This window comes from Methanolobus vulcani (genome assembly GCF_006546655.1).
Taxonomy (GTDB): Archaea; Halobacteriota; Methanosarcinia; order Methanosarcinales; family Methanosarcinaceae; genus Methanolobus; species Methanolobus vulcani_A.
Window position 1 is genome coordinate 14,409 of record NZ_VIAQ01000010.1, and the last position, 20,397, is coordinate 34,805.

A 20,397-nucleotide genomic window follows, 5' to 3' on the forward strand; every position below is an offset into this window, starting at 1 on the left:
AGGTAATATGTCATTCGAAGTGATTCCTGCTGTTGATATGAGAAACGGCAAATGCGTACAACTCGTACAGGGTGTCCCCGGAAGTGAAATGGTTTCCATCGACGATCCGGTTGCTGTAGCAAAGGACTGGGTTTCCCAGGGTGCAAAGACCCTTCACCTCATTGACCTTGATGGTGCTATTGACGGAAAACGCAAGAATGCGCCAATTATCGAGAACATCGTGAAGGAATGCAAACCCCTTGGAATGAAAATCCAGGTAGGTGGCGGAATCCGTTCTTTTGAAAATGCTGCTGAACTTCTGAATATTGGTGTTGATAGAGTAATACTTAGTACTGCTGCCATCAACAACCCACAGCTTGTAAAAGAGCTTGCTGATGAGTTTGGAAGTGAACACATTAACGTGGCTCTGGATTCCAAGAATGGCAAAGTGGCCATTGATGGATGGAAAAAAGAATCCGAATTTACAGCCGTTGAAATGGGAATCAAATTTGAGGAACTTGGCGCAGGAAGTATACTATTTACTAACATAGACACCGAAGGACTGCTTCAGGGAGTGAATACTGCTCCTACCGAAGATCTGGTCAAATCCGTAAATATTCCTGTAATTGCATCAGGTGGAGTAACCAAACTTGAAGACCTTATTGCACTGAAGAATACCGGAGCAAAGGCAGTAGTTGTTGGAAGTGCATTATACACAGGAAAATTCACACTTCCAGAAGCAATAAATATTATCAATGAAGATTTATAAAGCAGTCAATTATAGAGAAGATAATCAACAGGTGCACCCATGAGAAAAGCAGAAATTTCACGGAAAACCAGCGAAACTGACATCTCCATTGAGCTTAACCTTGACGGAAAAGGTGTTGCAGACATAAGTACTGGAGTAGGGTTTTTTGACCATATGCTGACTGCTTTTACAAAACATGGGAACTTCGACCTCACTGTAAAAGCTAGCGGAGATCTCATTGTAGATGACCATCACCTGGTTGAAGATACTGGCATAGTACTTGGACAGGTTCTGGCTGAAGCGCTTGGAAACAAGGCAGGCATTGCAAGATTTGGAGAAGCACGCATCCCCATGGATGAAGCACTTGCAACCGTTGCACTGGACCTTGGAGGACGCAGTTATCTTGTAATAGATGCAGAGTTCAAAGCTCCTAAAGTTGGTGAGTTCAGCACCCAGATGGTAGATCATTTCTTTGAAGCTGTTGCCCAGAATGCAAAAATGAACATGCACGCTCATGTTTATGGTGACAACGACCACCACAAGATAGAAGCACTCTTCAAAGCCTTCGCCTATGCTCTCAGAAGAGCAGTGGTCGTCGAAGGAAATGAGATCAAAAGCACCAAAGGAGTGCTTTGATCCTTTACTAAGACTCAGAACCTAATCTGTTTTGCAATTCCAATTTCATATTATTGGAATTTATTCCTCAATTTTTCGTAAAAGTCCTGTTCTTTACCACAAGTTTTCTTTGAAAGTCTCTCTACTATCAATTCAGGAGTGCTTTTTGCAACATAATTATACCGGGGAGTTCTGTCAACCACAAGATTCAATTCTGAATCCAGGCCACTGGCTTCAATTCCATCAACCCGGATATTGCATACAGTATTTTCCAATATCTGCTCGGAAAGATGTGAAACGAATATTGACATTGTATTATCATTCTCCATTAGCACTTCAAGTATCCCTGCCATGATCTTTGCTGATGCACCCGGTTCTGTGATAGATTCCAACTCGTCAGCCAGAACGAACTTAGCAGATTCATCTGCCACCACTGAGAACTCTGTAAGAGTAGTTTCAAAAGCACCTGCATCCAATGTACCTTTTGATTTGGCAAAGTAATACATGGATTCTGTGAGAGAGATTTCCATATTTTCTGCAGGAACTGGGAAGCCCATGTGAGCAAGAATAATACTTTGTGCCAGCAATTCAAGCAAAGAGGTCTTACCTCCTGAATTTACTCCACTTAAAAGTACAACGCGATTATCATCATTTTCAGGCCCGAATGAATTTGTACCTATAGAATAATCCACTGGAATTACATCCCCATGCCTTGAAACAAGGAAAAGGTTCCTTCCACCTTCAAAGCCAATACCTGCATCATCTATGATATCAGGCATTGTAAGACCATATGATCTTGAGAACAGGCCAATAGCAAAACCTACATCGAAATCTAGAACCGAGCGCACCATTTCCCGGGAGAGTTCCCTGTAAGCAGATAATATACGGGAAACTTCACGTTTATGATTGAACTTTCTTTTCTGTGACTTTTTATCCAGGTGCTGCCTGAGGTTATTAAGACTATCAACATCAGCTTCAATTGGATGAACTATTTCCTCCGGGAAAAGAGAATCCACAAGTAACCTTTCCTTTTTCTCCAGGTGAAGTTCATTGCATATCCTTTCAATAGCATCTTTCACAATTGAACTGTAATTCTTGTGCAGTTTCTTGCCCAGTATCTCTTTCAATTCCATTGAACCATTCATGACCTTGAGCATATCCTGGCCACTCAATGTCATCTGGCTATTTTCAAGGGATGAATTCAGTTCTTTGTTTACAGAACTGACTGTTTCAGCAACAACAGAGTTGAGACTGGAAATTGCATCGGATATCCTGTCAAGTTCAGAATCCATTCCATGAACAATGTCGCCATCCTCATCTATGAGTGCCAGGGTTGATGACAACATTTCAATGGCATCATCATCAATTTTCTCAAAAAAGCTCACTCCTTTTGAGCGCAGCAACCTCACAAAATTAACAGAGGATTCAAGGGATCTGAGATTACGGGAAAATAAGAATATCTCTTTTTCCGGTATGATCTTATCATCACCGAGATCATCGAGATCAGATACAAATTCCGGCTCAACATCTTCGGGAAAGTCAAAAGCCAGGAATTTGTCACCCACTACTATTACCTGAGAAAAACCCCTGGAAATATCTATTACCTCTGAAAGAGACCTGGCAAAATGAACATCAACTAATCTGGAAAAGCGTTTTCTTGCTGATTCATAGCATTCCTGATCGGACGTGATAATCACACGGTCTCGTATTTTTGGACATTGGTGCCTGAAGTTGAGCTGGGAGACTGTTGACAGAAGATCAGCAATGCTTTCATCGTCCTCCAGCAGACTTGCAGTATGCATATAATATGAAACAGAGTCTCTCACCTGCATGATCTTTTCTGCTTTTGTGGAAGGGTAAGGAAAAAACACGTGTAATTTATCCCTGGAATACCGGGTATGTGCAAACTCACACACAAGGTCAAGCAATTTCTCGTAGACATCCATTGCTTCCCTTGTTCTCAGAAAATCATCTACAGTGACACCTTCTACCCTGGATGCAACATCCTGGATCAATGATATGGCATAACGTTGCCCTATTCCTTCAACTTCTGAAATGCTGGCAATATCTCCTGCCAGTATTGCATCAAGCGCCTGAACCTCACTACCAAAATGTTCCACAAAACGTTTTGACATCTTATCCCCTATACCGGGAATGTCCTGTAATGTTCTTACTTCTGCCAGCATTAGAGTCATACCTCCGACCCGGGTGCAAAATTGTCAAGAGTACAATTTGCGATTCCCCTTTCAACTTTGTACCTGTCCCTTTCAGACATTTTGCTCATTGAAGCTGATGCCTTTGGTTGTAATTGCTTTGCATGAATCTTGTTTCTCCTCTTGTGGATTGCCTGTGAATCATAATACATATCCCACAGGTCATCGATCTCATCCGTTGCGGATGTGAATTTCAGGCTCCCTGCAAGTGAAGCAGGAACATTTGTATAATGCTCCAGTCCCACATATCTTCCATTGCCTATCCATGCAACATCCCTTTCGATCACTGCAACCGGAAGATCAGGATTCTTTCTGGCAAGCCAGCGACAGAACATATCTCCAATATGGTGCGGAGAATCAACTTTTACAGAAAGCACCCCATTTACAGAATATGGACGTGCAAACATGCACAAACGATGATATGAACGGCTCACATCACGCATGTAGTTATAGTATTTCTTTCCGATTCTGGTCTTACCGGAATATAGCAACCCAACATTTCCTTCACATGAAGCCATAAAATGAACAAGTTCAATTGGTCTGCAACTGTGATGTCTTAGAACCAGCGAGATATAACCCTCTACATCAGGATCCCGCTGGAACATTCGGGGACGCTGTGAGCCAAATATATGACGAACCAGCTTTGAAGTATCAACCGTAGCCCTGAAACCCAGTTGCTTAACATCACTGATACCTGTAAAATCCATTTTCTTCTTCAGCGCATCCCTGTCCTTTGCACTGACAAGTTCGCAGTCTTTATTCTGCATAAGTTCTGCACATGCAAGCAGAACACCTTCCACATTTTCCCTGAATGCTAGTATCATGCTCCCACACCTGTAAAAGAGAAAAGGTTTGTCTGTCTTTTTCCATTAAGCTCAATAAAAGGCCTGGCGCGGCTGATAACCACACCCATACGTGAAAGTTCCTTTTCAGAACTTACTGGCCTTGACTGAATGATCCTGTTTGCACCCACCGGTCCGATTCCCGGCACTTTGAGCAGGTCTTCCCTGCTTGCTGTGTTCACATTGATCGGGAACATATCAGGATTGCAGGATGCAAGAAGCATCTTCGGATCCATATCCAGAAGAAAACCATTGTCATCAAGAACAGAATCCAGATCATTGGCAGTCATGCTATAATCCTTCAGCAGATAAGAAGTCTGGTACAGTCTTATCTCCCTCCACATCGGGGAAGGATCATTATTTTCAAGAGGGGTAAATGGAACCGGATCAAAACTCATGAAATATGGTCTTCTTAGCTCATATCGGTTCATGAATTTCTCAACGGTCCCGATTATCTCTCGGTCTGATTCCTGAACTGCACCCACCACGAATTGCGTATCGTTTGCACCGATAATACGGCCTCTAAACCCTTCTTTTTTTCTTTTGTTGTTGATGAGATCGCGGGTCCATTGCAACCGCTGAAGTACGTCGTTCTTATAATCAAAATTCGGGCAGATCTCCGAGTAATTAATTGTACTTGTAGTCTCTGCATTTACTCCGAACTTGTTTGCACATTCAGCAATCTCCTCCAGCAGATACTTAGGTGTTCCCGGCATCACACGAATGTGTATGTAGCCTGTGAATCCCTGACTTCTCAGAAGTCTTGCTACCTCCAGTTGCTTCTCAGCAGTCCTTTCAGCATCACCCATAACACCTGATGACAGGAACAATCCCTCTATAGCATTTCTGCGATAGAATGACCACGTGATTTTCGTAATCTCTTCCGGACTTAATGATGCCTTCACAGAATCCCTGCCGCACCTGTTCGGACAATATGTGCACTCCCCGGAGCAGGCATTTGTCATCAGAGTTTTGTAGAGCTGTATGCAACGGCCGTCCGGTCCGAAAGCATGACAGACTGCGCTCTGGTTGCAACTATCATATTTCGTGCCTTCGGACAATACTCTCATCCTTTCCATAAGCGTCATATGGTGCTCATTAGCAGGACTTCTGTGGGTCATCAGTGAAGGATACGACAGTTATGAATATAAGCTGCCGGCAAGCAAGGTGAAAGTATTATATAAATAAGCTGACATGCTTGAATAAAAACTTAAAAACAGAAGCGAAAGAGGAGAGGAAACAAAAATAAAATACAAGAGAGAAGAACAATTTATCGTTCTTCGGGGATAAGATTATTCTTCCTGGACCTTTACCTTAACTTTCAAAATGCTGATAGGTTCAAGCTTTTTCCACATAACTGTGGAACTCTTGTCAAAAACGAATTCGTTGACATTCTTATCAGAGAAGACGCCATCAACTTCGTAGACAAAGAAACCTTCCTCACCGTTAGTAGAAACAATATTGTCCTGGCCGTGGACATCCTTTACTTCAACAACTGCTGCCTTCTTAAGTGCTTGCAGCAATGTAGCCCCCTTTTCAACCTCAACGGTCCTGGAAGGTGCAAATATGTCGAGTGCATTGAAAATATTCTTATTGTTAAGCTGCAGGACATGGGTCTTTCCATAAACCTTGCGGTGTATAAGTTCTGCGTCTTCCAGTATGTTTGCATGCTTTGCAGCAACCGGTACAGAGATGCTGAGTTCCCTTGCAAGTTCTGATATGTGCATTTCACCCTCAGTCAGCCTTTGAAGCATCCTGAGTCGGGTTTCACTTCCAAGAGCGCTAAACAGTTTCAGACGGTCAATGTTCTCTGGATTCTCGGGATCGTTGTTATCGAGAGTGCTCATAATTAGAAGTAGAACCAGAGTACCATATATAGTTTTCTGCAATAATGGCTCATTAAACAGTCCATAAATCGTAAAAATAAAAAAACAAAACTAAAAATATCAATAATTATAAAAAAAGTAATAAAAAATACAACTTATCTGCGTAATGCACGTGTCTGCAGACACAATTTCTCGTCAAGAGAGCGCAAGTCAGTTGCAACAAACTCGTGCGTCAGATACTTAGGTGACACAATATCGACAATATGAGAACAACTCTCGCTGGAAAATGGCATATGCTGATCCATCTGGTTCAGTATTCCCATTACAGACATCAGACGCTCGTGAAAAGACAGATCATCAAAACCTTCCGGAGTTTGCAGATCCATTGATCTGCGCATGAACTCCCCTGACAGACTGCAATGAAAATGCATACCTTCAATTCTTTTAATAAAATCCTCAGAATGCCTTGAAAGCACATCAAGCACCACATTGATAGAACAATTTTCATCCTCGCACTTCATGGTGGCGTTCATCAGGTGACCTGTATCAAGAACAAAAGCCCAGTTTTCAAAATCAAGCAGTGAAGCAAAATATTCGACATTCATAGGATCAAGAAACGTAAGTCCCGGCCACCACAGGTTCTCAAAGAACAAACGAACCGGAGGCTCACCACCGGGATAAACAGAAACTGCTTCGTTCAAAAAATCTGCAGTCGTTTCAAGCACATCATAATCCGTGCAATCAAAACAGCGAGTGTAAACCTGTTCAAGTTCGGCATAGGACACATGGAAAACCGCATATTCAGCCTCCAGAGTATGAGCATTATCCAGAGCCTTTCTGAAAGTCCCGATTACCTCATCCCGGCTTCCACCACCAAAAACATAGATCCTTTCAAACTCCTCCATGTCCTGTGTGAATACAGATGGATCAACCCATGCCCTGTGCCTTCCCATCCAGTAAGGCAAATGAACCCCTACAATCAGGTCCTTTGGAACATCATCCGGGAGAGGAGAGGAATCTACAAAAAGCTCCAGCCCATCAAGGTCATGACGCACAAGGAAATTTCTTATCATTCCCCAGTCGGAGTCGAAAAGCTTCATATCATCTTCATACAAAGAGAGGTTCACCATCTCTTTCATAGCTTCACCTTCTACTCCTGAGGTAGTTGAGAACATAAACCCTTATGGTCACAGTTTTTTGCCATCCATGCAGTAACACGGACCCAGTTATCCACAATCAGGTCCTTTTCATCCGTCAGTTCATCAAACGGTAAGAAATCATCCATTCCAAGCATAGCAGGAAGACCTTTCATCACAGAAACCGCAACTTTCCTCCCTGCGGTTTCAGGAATAAGACCCCATGAGATCTCATCAACGATATGTAATACCGTGGCTGTTGCGCCCACAAGTACAGGATTCTTGGACATTTCTCTTAAGACTTTCAGGAAAGCTGCTTTACGATTAGCTCCATTAAGTCCTGAGGCAACCTTCCAGTAATCTGCTTCGGATATCCCGAAACGCTCAAGTCTTACAAGCATATCCCGCTGTGAAAAAGCAGTAAGATCGGATTGCAGCTCAAGTGCTTTCTGAGTACACTCAATAACAGCATTGCCAATAAGTTCTCCCAGCTTGGAATGCTGTCCCGCATCAGTTAAAAAAAGAGAGCTTGTCCCATCACAGGCCACTGCGATCATATCAGTTCCAGACCCGGTGGCAATTCCATATGAATAGCGACTCGGTGCCATCAGTTGTTGTAAAGCAGCAGTCTTCGCCTCGCTTGCAGTTATAATTGCTTTTGCCATTGCATATTCTGGAAGATCAGCACCAATAACAAGAATCATATTTATAGTACCCTGGATGAACTGGGAAGAACCATCCTCCTGATAATATGAGGCAGGATCACCGGCTCGTCCTCCATTAACTTCTATACCAGCGGTCATGATAGCAGTAACCTCAACCCCGCGGAAAGATTTCGTAACTATAGCAACGTTGTCCATGTTGGCAGCTGTTATAAGCCCGGAAGAAGTATCAGGGTCTGCTCCAATTCTTTCTGCAATTATGCGAAGATAAGCAGGAACACTGCCACCTTCAAGTTCTTTTGGTGCATGTTTGCCTTTAGGGATCATATGATTGAAAACTGCCCTGATATCTTCACGGTATCCACCGTTTAACCATGAAGTTGTGAGGGTTTTGCGTCCCTGCGGCAAACTAACAAGAATAGAATCGCTGAATCGGTAAACCTTCTCCTTGCCTGTGGTCTCAAAAAGGAGGGTGCTTTTCCTATCTGCACCGCTGCCAGCCTTTGCAGGATCGGCATCCATATCAGCCCCGTTTGTGTTTCTGGAAGTCATGGAATATTCCCCGGGATAGTATAGAATCAACAATAAATGAAACACATGACACGCAGCAAACAACGATTGCAGAGTGCCGTGTCAGTATATGTGATACACATGATCTGTCCTGCGACTAAATCCGATTACACGGAGGATTTGGTTGCACAGGACATTAATGAATATATCACTGAGTGTTTTAAATACCTTTTCAAATACAACAAAACAAGGAAAATCATGCCCTGAATTCCTCGTGCTCGTGTGGAGCAGAAGTCCTGTTTCGGTTTCCATACTTCAGGAGCCTTGAAACATAAAACCTTGCCCATCCGAAGATAAACAAGGAACCCAGTATATTTCCTGTTACCATTCCCCACCATACTCCTATGAGCCCCATATTCAGGTTGAAGGCAAAGATCACAGCAAACAGCGGAACGAATATCAAAGCACGCAATATGCTTGCAAAAAGCGCATTCATACCTTTACCAACTCCCTGGAACAGAGAGGAAGAAAGCAAACCGAGGGATACTGTCGGATAGAATATGCAGATAATCCTCAGGAATACAGTAAGATCATTTGTGATGTGTGACGCGCTTTCTGATTGTGTGAATATCCATGCAATCTGAGGTGCCAGAACAAAAGTGAAAATGGCTATCAATGCTTCCACTACCAGACCTACTTTCATGGCATATATGTGTGTGAAAGACACTTTATCATAAGAACCTTCACCATATGAAAAACCGGCAAGTGTGACGACTGCTGTGGCAATTCCTATCAGGGGAGCAATGGCAATAGTAACAACACGCCACCCTACAGTGTAAACAGCAACACCATCAGTATTGCTGACAGCGATTATAATGACATTCATTATAAGCATCATAAGGGCCATTGACGACTGCTGTACTGATGCAGGAACTCCAACACGGAAAATATCCCTGAGAATTTCTTTTTCAAAATGGAAACCCCTGAAAACAAATGTAATGTAGGTATCTTTCCTGAAGAACAGCCAGTTAACCATCATAACTGCAGTAACTCCCATTGAAATTACAGTTGCCCAGGCAGCACCGGAAACGCCGAAATCCAGTTTATAGATGAATATCGGGTCAAGAATAATGTTCAGCACTGAACCGAATATCATGGCTTCCATAGCTCTTTTAGTGTCACCCTCGCTGCGCAGGATAGCGTTTGCAACGTTGGTGAAGAATAGAAGAATACTTCCGCCAAAGATAATCTTTCCATATGCACTTGCCATTGCAGCCGTTTTTCCTGCACCTATGAGAACAAATATTGGTTCAGCAAAAATGTATAGAGGGATCGTAAAAAGAGCTGAAAGAATCAGCATTAATATAATAGTATGAACTGCAACGTTATCCGCTCCTTTTTTGTCCCTTGACCCAAGTCTGCGGGATATTGCAGAACCTGCACCTACACCAAGACCGTTGGACAATGCAATTATCATAAAGAAGAACGGGAACACAAAACCCACGGCTGCAAGAGCATCTGCACCCAAGCCGGAAACCCAGAAGGTATCTACCAGATTGTAAAGTGTCTGGATAGACATCCCAAGCATCATTGGCAAAGCCAGTTTGAGCATTGCCTTTTTAGGATCGCCAAGCATGGCCTTCATGCCGGAAGTCGTTTTGCCAAGACCTGCTTTTGGCTCGCTGCTATCGTCAAAGTTATTATCAGTCATTTGAAGCCTTCTTTATTTCGTTTTCAGTAGCAATGTTCATTGCAGCCTTTTCCACAAGAGAGATGAACATAACCTTATCCTCATCACTAAAACCCTGAAGCAGTACATTGTTGAGATTTGCACCTATTTCCATCAGAATGGGACCCATCTTCTGCCCTTCTTCAGTAAGGTAGACGCAATAGGCACGTTTGTCTTTAGGGTCGCGTTTCCTGATCACGTAACCCTGATCCTCAAGCTTGTTCAGCGAACGGGTAATAGTTGCCCTGTCGTATCTCAGCATATTCGCAAGTGATTCCTGACTGACACCGTCCTGATGAAGCAGGCGCATGAAAAATGGGAACTGGCCACTTCCCAGACCGTATGCTTCCAGCTCATTTGAAAGATAGATATTGATAGACCTGAAAAGATGCGATATATCCCGACCTATACATTCGTTTTTTCCAATACATTTGCAGGAATTATCATCAGGAGCAGCGGATTTGAGATCAGGATTCATTAAGGTCACCATAATGTTGTGATTGCAATTATTGCATAGACAATTGTTGCGTATGCAAGTAATCTATAAAAGCGTATGCTGTATGAAAAAGAGAAAGAAGATCAATCAACAAAAAGTTCAACGCCCATAAGCTCAAGGAAAATCTCTTCAAGTGACGGGACTATGGTACGCATTTCAACAATGTCCCCGCCTTTGGAAGCTACCCATTTAGTTGTCTGGTTAACCACATCAATATCATTTGTAATGACAACAAAACTCTCATCAACTTCCCTGACCACTTCAGAGATAGTATAGCCTGTAATGTCATCAACCTTGAACTCAAGGCGATACTGAATCTTACCATACTCTTTCCTGATCTCTTCGGCCGTGCCAAGTGTCACAACTTTTCCGCCTTTTAAGATAAGTATCCTGTCACAAAGACTTTCCACCTGGTACAGGTTGTGGGCACTGAAGATGATGGTTTTACCGGATTGCTTCAGGGAGCGCACATAATCCGTAATGTACCTGGAAGTCATAGGGTCCAGACCCGATGCAGGTTCATCGTAGATAAGAATATCAGGGTCATTGATAAGTGAACGAGCAATAGCGACCTTACGCTTCATACCTTTTGAAAGGTCACCTATCTTCTTGCCGTCAGGGTTGAGCGCAAGATCAAAAAGAAGCTCACGTATCCTTTTCTTTGCCCGGTCTTTAGGAACACTGTATAACTCAGCAAAGTACAGAAGGTAATCGTCTACTTCCATGCCCTCATAAAGTGGGGACTCTTCAGGAAGAAAACCAAGAAATGACTTAATTTCAACTGCGTCGGTGGCTATATCCAGACCTTGCATGTGAATCGAACCGGCTGTTGGCCTGATCAGACTGCTGAGCATTTTTAAGGTGGTGGTTTTACCTGCACCGTTTGGCCCAACTATACCAAATATCTGTCCCTTTTCTACAGAGAATGAAAGGTTGTCAACGGCTACAAAGTCGCCATATTCCTTGCGAAGTCCTTTTACTTCAATTATGCCGGGTTCCACACATAGACTATGAACCTGACTATATATAAATTCAATTATAAAATAAAACAGAGCATAGTTGAATACAACTATGCCAGCAAGACTTTAGTTCTTGTACATGTGCACGTCCATCTGTGGGAATGGAATCTCAATATCCTGTGCACCGAATTCTGCATGAATAGCTATTGTAAGATCGTTCTTAACAGCCCAGAAATCTCCGGTATTCACCCATGCACGAAGCTGCAGATTTACAGAGGAGTCTGCAAGTTCTGTTGTTACAACTGCAGGTGCCGGATCAGCAAGCACACGTGAATCCTTTTTGATCACATCCATTGCAATTGCCACAGCTTTAGGAATATCAGTAGAATAACTTACACCTACGTCAACAGCAACTCTTCTGGTTGGCATGCGGGTCACATTGATAATTGGACTGCCCCACACAAGTTTGTTTGGAATGGTTATGAACTGGTTGTCAGGTGTGAGAAGTTCCGTAGCCATAATACCCACTGCATGTACATTACCTGACATTCCATTGACTGTTACAAATTCTCCTTTGTCAAGTGGCCTGAGGGATGCTATCCACACACCTGCAGCCAGATTGTTCAGGGAATCCTGCATACCGAATCCAAGAACCAAACCTATCACTGCAGAAAGTCCTACAACCACGGAACTGATGTCAATTCCAAGTGCACTGACAACTGCCAGAAGTACAGCCACGTATAATAAGGCGCGCAGGAAACGCACAAGGAATTCAATAACTAACGCAGGAAGTTTTGTCTTTTTCAATCCGTTGCGGAACATACCGGAAAGTATTCCCGCAATAATAATTCCGGCAACAAGAACCACCAAAGCAAATAAAATATTTGCCACTGTGATATCTGTGTAAGGAATAGCCTGAGATAAAATATCTGCCATTTGAATCACTCCAGAAAATAGTAGAGATGTACCATTAAGTAGTGGGTACTTTGATGCATATAACTCTTTTCAATTAATATACACTGTATTTTTATGAAATAGATATTAATATAATAGATCCCTAATAAAATGTATATGCCTGGCTGGTTAACTATCGCTAAATGGGAACTAATGCGATCAAAACTCAAATTTGACGCACGCTCAATAATCATGCTCATAATATCGCTAATACTGGTAATAGCGGCATCCTACGCAGCATCACAAACAGGAATGAGCATGAACCAGAAGATATACATGGTAGCTTTTTCCCAGCCAGACGTGCAACCAATTATCCAGACTGACCAGCGCTTTGACTACATGCTGGTAGACAGATACAAGACTACTGTGTACTATGAATATGGCGCTGACATGGCTATTATCGGCAACAATGTCTACCTGAGTGATACAAGAAAAGCTGCCTCTGCAGCCGATGCACTGGAGAACACATTCATAGAATACAGGGAGATCGTACTCACGTCTTACAATGACGTGAACAACAGTCACCCTGTATGGGTCACTGTTCATGACCTTGAAAGACCCCAGGACTTCCAGCTTGCAGGAACCGAAAGCACAATAGATGAGATCAGCAGAGGATACAACAGTACAGCAGCACTTGAGAGTGTACCCGGGGGAAGCGAAGGAGCAAGCGGTGACGGCAGTGTTAGAACCGGTTCATCAACAATATCTCCCGAAGATATTGAGGCTCTTGATGCCATAGAAGGAAAGACATTCTTTGAAAAGCAGACCCTTTCAACCCCATCGAACTTCAACCCACCTGTTCCTTTTACAGCAATACTTTACGCATTCCTGTTCATATTCCCTATATATTTCGTATCTCAGTTCTACTCCACCAGCCTCATGGATGAACGAACTAACAGGAAAGGAGAACTCATACTTATAGCTCCACTGAGAAGCAGAGACGTTGTGATTGGCAAGACTGTACCATACCTTGTTATAACAATGGCAATACAGGCAGCTATAACCCTGTACATACTCAAGATGCCATCTACACTTGCTGATGTGGAAAGAATAATCCTGGTTCTGGCTGCTATATTTCCGGTAATACTACTCTTCTTTGCACTTTCATTTTACAGCGCTATTCTTTCAAGAAGTTTCAAGGAACTCACGTTTGCAAGTGTCTTCCTTTCAGTAGTGATATCAGGATACCTGTTCTTCCCGGCAATGTTTGCAAACATCCATGCCATAAGTTCCATTTCCCCAATTACACTTATAGTCAGGCTCATAGAGGGAGAATCCGTACCAATGAGCACATACCTGTTCTCCACACTGCCGTTCTATCTTGTAGCAGGTGCAGTGTATGTATTTGGAACTTCCATTTTCAGGGAAGAGGATCTGTTCACTCAGAAATCAATCGGCTCAAAGATAATAGATTGCTTTGAGATGTTCCTTTCATACCGCTACGGATCAGTCTTTTTCCTGAGCATCATCTTCATCCCGGTAGTATATATGACACAGCTTATGCTCATTGTCATGCTTTTCAACCTCCCGGTGCCATATTCAATACTTGCAATGATCGTACTGTCGGCACTGGCTGAAGAGATAGTCAAATCCATTGGCATTTATACACTTTTCAAGAGAAAGCTAAAAGAAATAACATTCAAAAATGCCGTCAGACTGTCAATACTATCCGGTGCAGGATTCTTTGTTGGAGAAAAAGCTGTTGCAGTCCTTACACTTGCACCTATTGCAAGTTCAGCCTTTGGAACGGTAATGACCATGGGTGCAATGCTGCTGATACCACTGCTACTGCATGTAACAACCGTAGCAATCAGTTCACTGGTGATGTACTGGAAAGGACCTGATGCTTACAAATATGCAGTGATACTGGCAACTATCTTCCACAGCCTGTATAACATGACAATTCTCAGGGGGCTGTTATTCTGAGCAGTAAGGGAATTTCATGCAGGAAAATGAAAACTGTTGCAAAAAAGGAGTTCAAAGACCTCCTTACAGAAAAAACTTTCATACTTGCCATTATAATCCAGCTTTTCATAGCATCATTCTCAACCTTCCTTGTAATAGGGCTGACATCTTTCTATGACCCTACTGCACTTGGAGATGTTGACTTCGAAGGCATAAATATCGGAGTTGTCGGAACTGAGAACGATGAGCTATATCAGATACTTATTGAAAACAACGTGCATACGTATCTTTACGATGACTTCATTCCGGCTTATGGAGATTTTTATGACAGAAAGATAGATGCCATCATAGTTACGCCACTTGGAACAGCCGAAGGCACAGACCTGCTCAACGTTGACATATACCTGCCAAAATCGGAGATAAAGGCAACTGTCATATCGCTCCAGCTGAAGGAGTCACTGGAAGAATATGAACAGCGTGTCAGGGATGTCAGAACACAAAGACTTCCCGGTTATTCACCTATAGATTTCAATATCATTGAGAGAGGAGTTCGAGCGTCCTCTACATTCTTTGAATTCGTTTATGTGGCACTTCTGCCATTACTTGTATTCACACCTGCTTTCATTTCAGGCGGTCTTGTCATAGATTTCATAACTGAAGAATATGAACGCAAGACAATGGACCTGCTTCTGGCATCTCCGGCATCCCTGCTTGAGATCATAAGTGGTAAAGCCATACTTGCCATCCTGATAGTACCTCTGCAATCGTTTGTATGGATGCTGCTTTTGTCAATGAACCGGATATCCATAAGTCATTCACTTCAGATATTGCTTATAGTCACACTGATAGCTGGTGTGCTGGTTTTTTCAAGTACCATTATAGCAGTGTTTTTCAAAGACAGGGGCGTAGCACAGCTACTGTACTCGCTTGTACTGATCTTCCTTTTCATGTCATCATACCTCTTTACGAACTCCCCGCTTAACCTTGTAACAAGACTTTCCATCAATAGTATCACTGCTGTTGAAAGCTGGACATGGACCGGTATTTACCTGTTTCTGGCACTTTTCCTTTATATGGCAACAATGCTTGTGATCAAAAAAGACCCACATAACATTTAACAGAAAAATAAACGGATGAGAATAATGCGACTGATCAAGCTGCTTTTACTGACCATAATCATAACTGTATTCATAAATCCTGTAAATTCTACTGCGGTAAAAGATGAGGACATATGGATATACCAGGGTTCTTTTGAACTTGGGACAGGAGAAAGAGCCTACCTTGAAGGTTACACGGTCAAAGTGGATGAGATCGACAACGCAAACGTACCAACTGCAACCCTGCTGATATATACTAATTCAGTATTTATGAAGTCTTTTGAAGTCGACTCCGGAGTCAACAACGAATATATCTATGATGGTGAGTTGAAGATTTGTGTTGAATCTATAGAGAACAGTAAAATTTCCATGGAGATATACAAACATAAATCCGAACTTGTATGGGTCACTGATATCCCAAAAACAGCATTTAAAACAGGAGATTCCCTGAGCGGAAATGATTACCGCATTACCCTGAAAGGGATTGATGAAAGAGTAGCAAATGTAGTTGTCGAACTGGACGGAGAAGAATACGAAAGAACATACAATAGCGGAGATTATGAAAAATTCACAGAGGATTTCATGATCAATATTGTATATATCAATAAGAACACGCAGGAAGTTTTCATTGAAACACTTAAACCTGGTGAACCTCAGATCCAGATAGATATTGGCAGTCTTCAGGAAAGCTATGAGCAAAATGAGTATGTGGAATATGAACTCGTGGTAACTAATAATGGGTCAATACCATTGCATGGCATCATACTTACAACTGAATGTGACGAGGGAGAAGCGGAACTTGTAACACAGCAGCATTCCATACTGGAACCGGGAAAGAAGAAAAAGTTCCAGATACAGGTAAAACCTGATGCTGAACCTGTTACAAGGGATATTACGATCACTGCAAGCGTAGAAGGTTACGATTACAGAGGAAATGAATACAATAATGAGAAAGACACCGAAGCAACTATCAATTCATATATTTCCATTGAAAAGAATGTTATATCCAGAGAAAAGGCATCTTCAGACCCAGAATTTGGAACCGAGCAGTATTTCCAGATTAGCATTACAGTTGGAAATAAAGCAGATTTCCAGACAGTAGTTACAGTCACCGATGTCCTGCCTCCAGAATTCATACCAGACGACATTGATAGTACTGAGTGGACAATGGCACTCGCAGCAGGAGAAACAAAGACCATCAATTATTTTGCATCCTCAACTGAACCGGGAGATTTCACTTTTGAGCCTGCCACTGTAGTATGGAAAGATAGCGGTGAAACTTACACAATGCAATCCAACCAGATAGAAGGAATATTCCACGTAAGCGGTTCCAGGGTTATACTCCAGAAAGAAATAAGTTCCAGCTACATGGTTGTCGGTGAAACTATTGACGTAATACTCAAAGTTACAAATGACGGAGATAGGGATATTGATATCTCTTTCAGAGAAGACATCTCTGATGAGCTCAGTTATGTAAGCGGAGATAGTGAATGGAAAGGGACCCTGAAAGCAGGAACAACAAAAGAATTCACATATACGGTGAAGGCTGAAAGAGCAGGAGAATATTACCTGCCTGAAACAGAACTAAGTCTTACCGATGAGGATGGTAGAAAGGATAATGTGGTTTCGGATGAGCTTTTCCTTTACATTGACGATGAAGCTACAGAGATAGAAGAAAACTACGAAGATACTTACAACCAGATTGATGCCTCAGCAACGTACTCTGGTGATACATCCGTTGCAGACCCTGATATTACAAGAACAGAGGCAATTGGATTCATGGTTTCATCCTTTGCAAGCCTTTTCGTAATAATAGCAATCGTACCAACCTTTGCATATTTATTTATATCCAGAGTATATAAGTAATGTTAAAAAATTAAGATGGGACCAGAGTATGAATTTTGCAGCGTTTATCGGATCTTCAATGCTTTTTGCCTTGTTTGCTATTGTAGTGCTCTTTGTCCTGATCAATATGTCATCAAGGCTTGCACTTATTATTTTGCTGGTAATCCCTATTGCATTTATTTTAGTAATCCCGGATATCTCAATAGCTTTTCTTTCCATTGAGCAGATGTCACTGGCAAACGGACTTGTACCGGTGAATAATTTCCATATATTGCTTATGATCTGGTCCACACTCATAGGTGTTATCCTGTATACGGAATTCCTTACCTGGTATCTTGGAAAGGGTAAGAGAATGAAGAATAATCCGGATGGTACAATGAAAGTCGGAGTTTCTGCAACCCTGGATAAGAGTGTGTACGATGCGATAGGAAAAGCCAGGGATCTCCTTAATCGCAAAAAATGATTGGCGTAAAGGTGTTATGCATACAGCACATCTTTTAACATAGACTAATAAGGGGTGTGTGTCTGAACACCGAAGAGATAATAGAAAGCAATGATGAGATAGCAACCGCCGTCCATGAATTCAAACCACAGGCATGGAGAGCCGGACTATATTCTGCAATATTTCCAGGACTTGGCCAGATGTATAATGGAGACTTTGGCAGAGGGTCTTTTTATTTTGTACTGGCTTTCATACTGATAATCACATTTTATCTCGTAGTACCGTTCTTCATTTTCATTGTATTCTGGATGTATAACATATACCAGGCTTACAGCTACGCCAGAAATTTCGGAAAAGATTTCAACAACAATGAGCAGGAATGTGAAGACTGAAATGTAATATGCTTAAAATTATCTGAAAAAAAGAGGGGAGTAAATCACTCCTCTTATGCAGGATTATTCCTGTTATATGGTGCTGCTGCAAGTGATGAAACACCGCTTGCTCCGATAGAACCGTAAACCGGCTGTGTTGGTGCAAGCCATACAGCACCTGTTCCCTCAAATGTCTGAAGAAGGCCTTCTCCTGATGTAAGCTTTCCTGCAATTCCTTTTCCAGATCTTTCGACACTGAATTTCACGGAATCGGATCTTAGAAGAGCAAAGTTACCATCGACCTGAAGACGTTCGTTGTCAAGGTTATATTTCAGAATTTCAGACATGGGTACCGGGCTTTCAAGTATGCATGTACCTGTTCCGCTTATCTTTGTCTGGAACCATCCTTCTCCACCAAAAAGACCTGCAGAGATGTTCTTCTGGGAGGCGACTCCAACTTCAAGGCTTGATTCTGCGCAGTAGAAAATACCCTTGTCCACGATTATAGAACCATTGTCAAGGCTTACAACGATGAAATGACTGAAACTTGGTTCAAGGAATATCTCACCGGAGCCTTTGTAAAGTGGATTGAAAGTAGATTCATTTGTGAGCTTGTTCTTGATCATCTTCTTTGCAAGACCACCGACACCGCCTATGTTTGCATCACATGTGATGTTACCTTTCTGGAAATAAAGAGCTCCAGGTTCTACGATTACACCGCTATTGTTCAATGTGACCTTTACCTGCTTTAAGGTCATACCTGCCTGCTGTATATAGTACAGGTGCCTTGCAAGGGAAGGATTCTTGCTTCCTGTTAGAGATTTGTACTCTATGATCTCTGCTTTGAAATTTCCTTTATCGACACTGTCAAGAACGTTAATGTTGTTATAGAATTTACTTTCCGCTATGATACCACATCCAGGTGAAAAATCACATTAAGGTAGATTAACTTTGCTTTTTGCAATTGAATAATATACTAATATTGACATATAAATATACCTAAACTGTCGGATGACAAAATGTACTCAAACCCGATAAAACACGGACATGAACCTTACCAGATTGCAGTCATACACGGTGGTCCCGGTGCACCCGGAACTGTAACTGACATGGCCGAACAACTTTCAGACAAATTCAGTGTTCTGGAACCTTTACAGACTGCTATGAGTGTTGACGGGCAGATCCGTGAACTCAGGGCTATGTTAAAAAAGCATGCAAAACTACCAGTGACACTGATAGGTCATTCCTGGGGTGCATGGCTGGCTTTTATGTTCACTGCGCGTTATCCGGCATATGTCAGTAAGCTGATTCTTGTGTCCAGCGGACCATTTGAGGAGAACTATGCCAGATCTATCATGGCCACCAGACTTGAAAGACTCGGAGAAGACGGAAGGCAGGAATACCTGCACCTGAGTACAAGCATGAATAATCCTGCTGTACGCAATAAGAACGCTGCTTTTGCAAAATTTGGAAAGCTTATTTCCGATGCGGATTCCTTTGAACTTGAATCAATGTGGGAGATTAATCCGGTATTCGGTCATGATTGCTATGACCTCAATAAAAGAGTATGGGAAGAAGCTGATTACCTCAGAAGGTCAAAAAAACTCCTGAACATGGGAAAAGATATCCATTGTCCTGTGGTTGCCATACATGGAAATTATGACCCGCATCCATACGAAGGAGTGAAGGAACCCCTCTCACAAATACTGGATAACTTCAGGTCAATCCTGCTTGAGAACTGCGGGCATTATCCGTGGCTTGAAAGGCATGCATCCAGAGAGTTCTATCAGGTACTTGAAAAAGAGCTTGAATGATTTAAAAAGAAAGAGAATACCCTGGAAACTAAGAATAAGTAGAATTAGGACTCTGTGGAAATCCTGCCATTTAAACTTTAAGATAAGTAAATCGGTTTTTGCAGGTCAATAGTCTGGAAGGCCCGGTGAAACTGGCGTTTTCCCACAAGAAGAAACAAAATAATCAGTACGACTGCATAATCTTAGGGATTATCTTCTGTATAGCAACATCGAAATGTGCCGCCTTCGGCGGATGGTTACTTTGTTTTTAGCTT

Annotated in this window: 19 protein-coding genes; 8 read left to right on the top strand and 11 right to left on the bottom strand. The window is 42.2% G+C overall.

Annotated elements, in window-relative coordinates; translation table 11 throughout:
• Window positions 1–7: 7 nt before the first annotated feature.
• Both hisA and hisB read left to right on the top strand, forming a co-directional pair.
• A complete protein-coding gene (hisA, locus tag FKV42_RS03740; protein WP_154808911.1) occupies window positions 8–748 on the top strand; it encodes a 1-(5-phosphoribosyl)-5-[(5-phosphoribosylamino)methylideneamino]imidazole-4-carboxamide isomerase in 741 nt (246 codons plus the stop codon).
• 39 nt (window positions 749–787) lie between these two features.
• Window positions 788–1,363: an imidazoleglycerol-phosphate dehydratase HisB gene (gene hisB / locus FKV42_RS03745; protein WP_154808912.1), complete on the top strand. Its 576-nt coding sequence runs from the start codon at window positions 788–790 to the stop codon at window positions 1,361–1,363.
• A gap of 50 nt (window positions 1,364–1,413) precedes the next feature.
• On the opposite strand, the gene FKV42_RS03750 is transcribed toward hisB, so the two are convergent.
• The 10 genes from FKV42_RS03750 to FKV42_RS03795 form a co-directional block, all read right to left on the bottom strand.
• Window positions 1,414–3,528 carry a MutS-related protein gene (locus FKV42_RS03750; protein ID WP_154808967.1) on the bottom strand — a complete coding sequence of 705 codons (2,115 nt, stop codon included), beginning with the start codon at window positions 3,526–3,528 and terminating at the stop codon, window positions 1,414–1,416.
• A 5-nt stretch (window positions 3,529–3,533) separates the two neighbouring features.
• Complete coding sequence (locus tag FKV42_RS03755) at window positions 3,534–4,379, bottom strand: DUF4130 domain-containing protein (protein ID WP_230375474.1); 846 nt, start codon at window positions 4,377–4,379, stop codon at window positions 3,534–3,536.
• A complete protein-coding gene (locus FKV42_RS03760) occupies window positions 4,376–5,518 on the bottom strand; it encodes a helix-hairpin-helix domain-containing protein (protein ID WP_230375475.1) in 1,143 nt (380 codons plus the stop codon). Before FKV42_RS03760 ends, FKV42_RS03755 begins: the two co-directional genes overlap by 4 nt.
• Window positions 5,519–5,689: 171 nt before the next feature.
• Window positions 5,690–6,244, bottom strand: a complete 555-nt coding sequence (locus FKV42_RS03765; RefSeq protein WP_154808913.1) for a helix-turn-helix domain-containing protein — start codon at window positions 6,242–6,244, stop codon at window positions 5,690–5,692.
• Window positions 6,245–6,378: 134 nt separating this feature from the next.
• On the bottom strand, window positions 6,379–7,398 hold the full coding sequence (locus FKV42_RS03770) for an apurinic/apyrimidinic endonuclease family protein (RefSeq protein WP_230375476.1): 1,020 nt from the start codon (window positions 7,396–7,398) through the stop codon (window positions 6,379–6,381).
• Complete coding sequence (locus FKV42_RS03775) at window positions 7,374–8,573, bottom strand: adenosylcobinamide amidohydrolase (protein WP_230375477.1); 1,200 nt, start codon at window positions 8,571–8,573, stop codon at window positions 7,374–7,376. The genes FKV42_RS03770 and FKV42_RS03775 overlap by 25 nt, the downstream gene beginning before the upstream one ends.
• A 214-nt stretch (window positions 8,574–8,787) precedes the next feature.
• Entirely contained in the window at window positions 8,788–10,242 is a 1,455-nt protein-coding gene (locus FKV42_RS03780) for an MATE family efflux transporter (RefSeq protein ID WP_154808914.1), read from the bottom strand.
• Window positions 10,235–10,738 (bottom strand): MarR family winged helix-turn-helix transcriptional regulator, encoded by a 504-nt coding sequence (locus FKV42_RS03785; protein ID WP_196214042.1) that lies wholly within the window; start codon window positions 10,736–10,738, stop codon window positions 10,235–10,237. Before FKV42_RS03785 ends, FKV42_RS03780 begins: the two co-directional genes overlap by 8 nt.
• A 101-nt stretch (window positions 10,739–10,839) precedes the next feature.
• Window positions 10,840–11,757, bottom strand: a complete 918-nt coding sequence (locus tag FKV42_RS03790) for an ABC transporter ATP-binding protein (protein ID WP_230375480.1) — start codon at window positions 11,755–11,757, stop codon at window positions 10,840–10,842.
• An 84-nt stretch (window positions 11,758–11,841) separates the two neighbouring features.
• A complete protein-coding gene (locus tag FKV42_RS03795; protein WP_154808916.1) occupies window positions 11,842–12,651 on the bottom strand; it encodes a mechanosensitive ion channel family protein in 810 nt (269 codons plus the stop codon).
• A gap of 171 nt (window positions 12,652–12,822) precedes the next feature.
• Between FKV42_RS03795 and FKV42_RS03800 the strand changes: the two genes are divergently transcribed.
• From FKV42_RS03800 to FKV42_RS03820, 5 genes are read left to right on the top strand one after another with little or no spacing between them, the layout of a single operon-like run.
• Entirely contained in the window at window positions 12,823–14,595 is a 1,773-nt protein-coding gene (locus FKV42_RS03800) for an ABC transporter permease family protein (protein WP_230375483.1), read from the top strand.
• A 26-nt stretch (window positions 14,596–14,621) separates the two neighbouring features.
• On the top strand, window positions 14,622–15,692 hold the full coding sequence (locus FKV42_RS03805) for an ABC transporter permease (protein ID WP_154808918.1): 1,071 nt from the start codon (window positions 14,622–14,624) through the stop codon (window positions 15,690–15,692).
• Window positions 15,693–15,716: 24 nt separating this feature from the next.
• Window positions 15,717–17,537, top strand: a complete 1,821-nt coding sequence (locus FKV42_RS03810; protein WP_154808919.1) for a COG1361 family protein — start codon at window positions 15,717–15,719, stop codon at window positions 17,535–17,537.
• Window positions 17,538–17,565: 28 nt separating this feature from the next.
• On the top strand, window positions 17,566–17,979 hold the full coding sequence (locus tag FKV42_RS03815; RefSeq protein WP_196214043.1) for a hypothetical protein: 414 nt from the start codon (window positions 17,566–17,568) through the stop codon (window positions 17,977–17,979).
• A gap of 56 nt (window positions 17,980–18,035) precedes the next feature.
• Window positions 18,036–18,350, top strand: coding sequence for a hypothetical protein (locus FKV42_RS03820; protein ID WP_230375485.1), 315 nt, complete (start codon window positions 18,036–18,038; stop codon window positions 18,348–18,350).
• A gap of 53 nt (window positions 18,351–18,403) precedes the next feature.
• Here the strand turns inward: FKV42_RS03820 and FKV42_RS03825 are convergent, their stop codons facing one another.
• Window positions 18,404–19,087, bottom strand: a complete 684-nt coding sequence (locus tag FKV42_RS03825) for an AIM24 family protein (RefSeq protein ID WP_230375487.1) — start codon at window positions 19,085–19,087, stop codon at window positions 18,404–18,406.
• 261 nt (window positions 19,088–19,348) lie between these two features.
• Here FKV42_RS03825 and FKV42_RS03830 point away from each other — a divergent pair, with 261 nt between their 5' ends.
• Window positions 19,349–20,143: an alpha/beta fold hydrolase gene (locus FKV42_RS03830; protein ID WP_154808921.1), complete on the top strand. Its 795-nt coding sequence runs from the start codon at window positions 19,349–19,351 to the stop codon at window positions 20,141–20,143.
• The last annotated feature ends 254 nt before the right edge of the window (window positions 20,144–20,397 follow it).

What these genes read in the sequence shown, in the direction of transcription:
- hisA (WP_154808911.1), top strand. Translation starts at nt 8, where the DNA reads ATGTCATTCGAAGTGATTCCTGCTGTTGATATGAGAAACGGCAAATGC.
- hisB (WP_154808912.1), top strand. Translation starts at nt 788, where the DNA reads ATGAGAAAAGCAGAAATTTCACGGAAAACCAGCGAAACTGACATCTCC.
- FKV42_RS03750 (WP_154808967.1), bottom strand. Translation starts at nt 3,528, where the DNA reads ATGCTGGCAGAAGTAAGAACATTACAGGACATTCCCGGTATAGGGGAT.
- FKV42_RS03755 (WP_230375474.1), bottom strand. Translation starts at nt 4,379, where the DNA reads ATGATACTAGCATTCAGGGAAAATGTGGAAGGTGTTCTGCTTGCATGT.
- FKV42_RS03760 (WP_230375475.1), bottom strand. Translation starts at nt 5,518, where the DNA reads ATGACCCACAGAAGTCCTGCTAATGAGCACCATATGACGCTTATGGAA.
- FKV42_RS03765 (WP_154808913.1), bottom strand. Translation starts at nt 6,244, where the DNA reads ATGAGCACTCTCGATAACAACGATCCCGAGAATCCAGAGAACATTGAC.
- FKV42_RS03770 (WP_230375476.1), bottom strand. Translation starts at nt 7,398, where the DNA reads ATGTTCTCAACTACCTCAGGAGTAGAAGGTGAAGCTATGAAAGAGATG.
- FKV42_RS03775 (WP_230375477.1), bottom strand. Translation starts at nt 8,573, where the DNA reads ATGACTTCCAGAAACACAAACGGGGCTGATATGGATGCCGATCCTGCA.
- FKV42_RS03780 (WP_154808914.1), bottom strand. Translation starts at nt 10,242, where the DNA reads ATGACTGATAATAACTTTGACGATAGCAGCGAGCCAAAAGCAGGTCTT.
- FKV42_RS03785 (WP_196214042.1), bottom strand. Translation starts at nt 10,738, where the DNA reads ATGAATCCTGATCTCAAATCCGCTGCTCCTGATGATAATTCCTGCAAA.
- FKV42_RS03795 (WP_154808916.1), bottom strand. Translation starts at nt 12,651, where the DNA reads ATGGCAGATATTTTATCTCAGGCTATTCCTTACACAGATATCACAGTG.
- FKV42_RS03800 (WP_230375483.1), top strand. Translation starts at nt 12,823, where the DNA reads ATGCGATCAAAACTCAAATTTGACGCACGCTCAATAATCATGCTCATA.
- FKV42_RS03805 (WP_154808918.1), top strand. Translation starts at nt 14,622, where the DNA reads ATGAAAACTGTTGCAAAAAAGGAGTTCAAAGACCTCCTTACAGAAAAA.
- FKV42_RS03810 (WP_154808919.1), top strand. Translation starts at nt 15,717, where the DNA reads ATGCGACTGATCAAGCTGCTTTTACTGACCATAATCATAACTGTATTC.
- FKV42_RS03815 (WP_196214043.1), top strand. Translation starts at nt 17,566, where the DNA reads ATGAATTTTGCAGCGTTTATCGGATCTTCAATGCTTTTTGCCTTGTTT.
- FKV42_RS03825 (WP_230375487.1), bottom strand. Translation starts at nt 19,087, where the DNA reads ATGACCTTAAAGCAGGTAAAGGTCACATTGAACAATAGCGGTGTAATC.
- FKV42_RS03830 (WP_154808921.1), top strand. Translation starts at nt 19,349, where the DNA reads ATGTACTCAAACCCGATAAAACACGGACATGAACCTTACCAGATTGCA.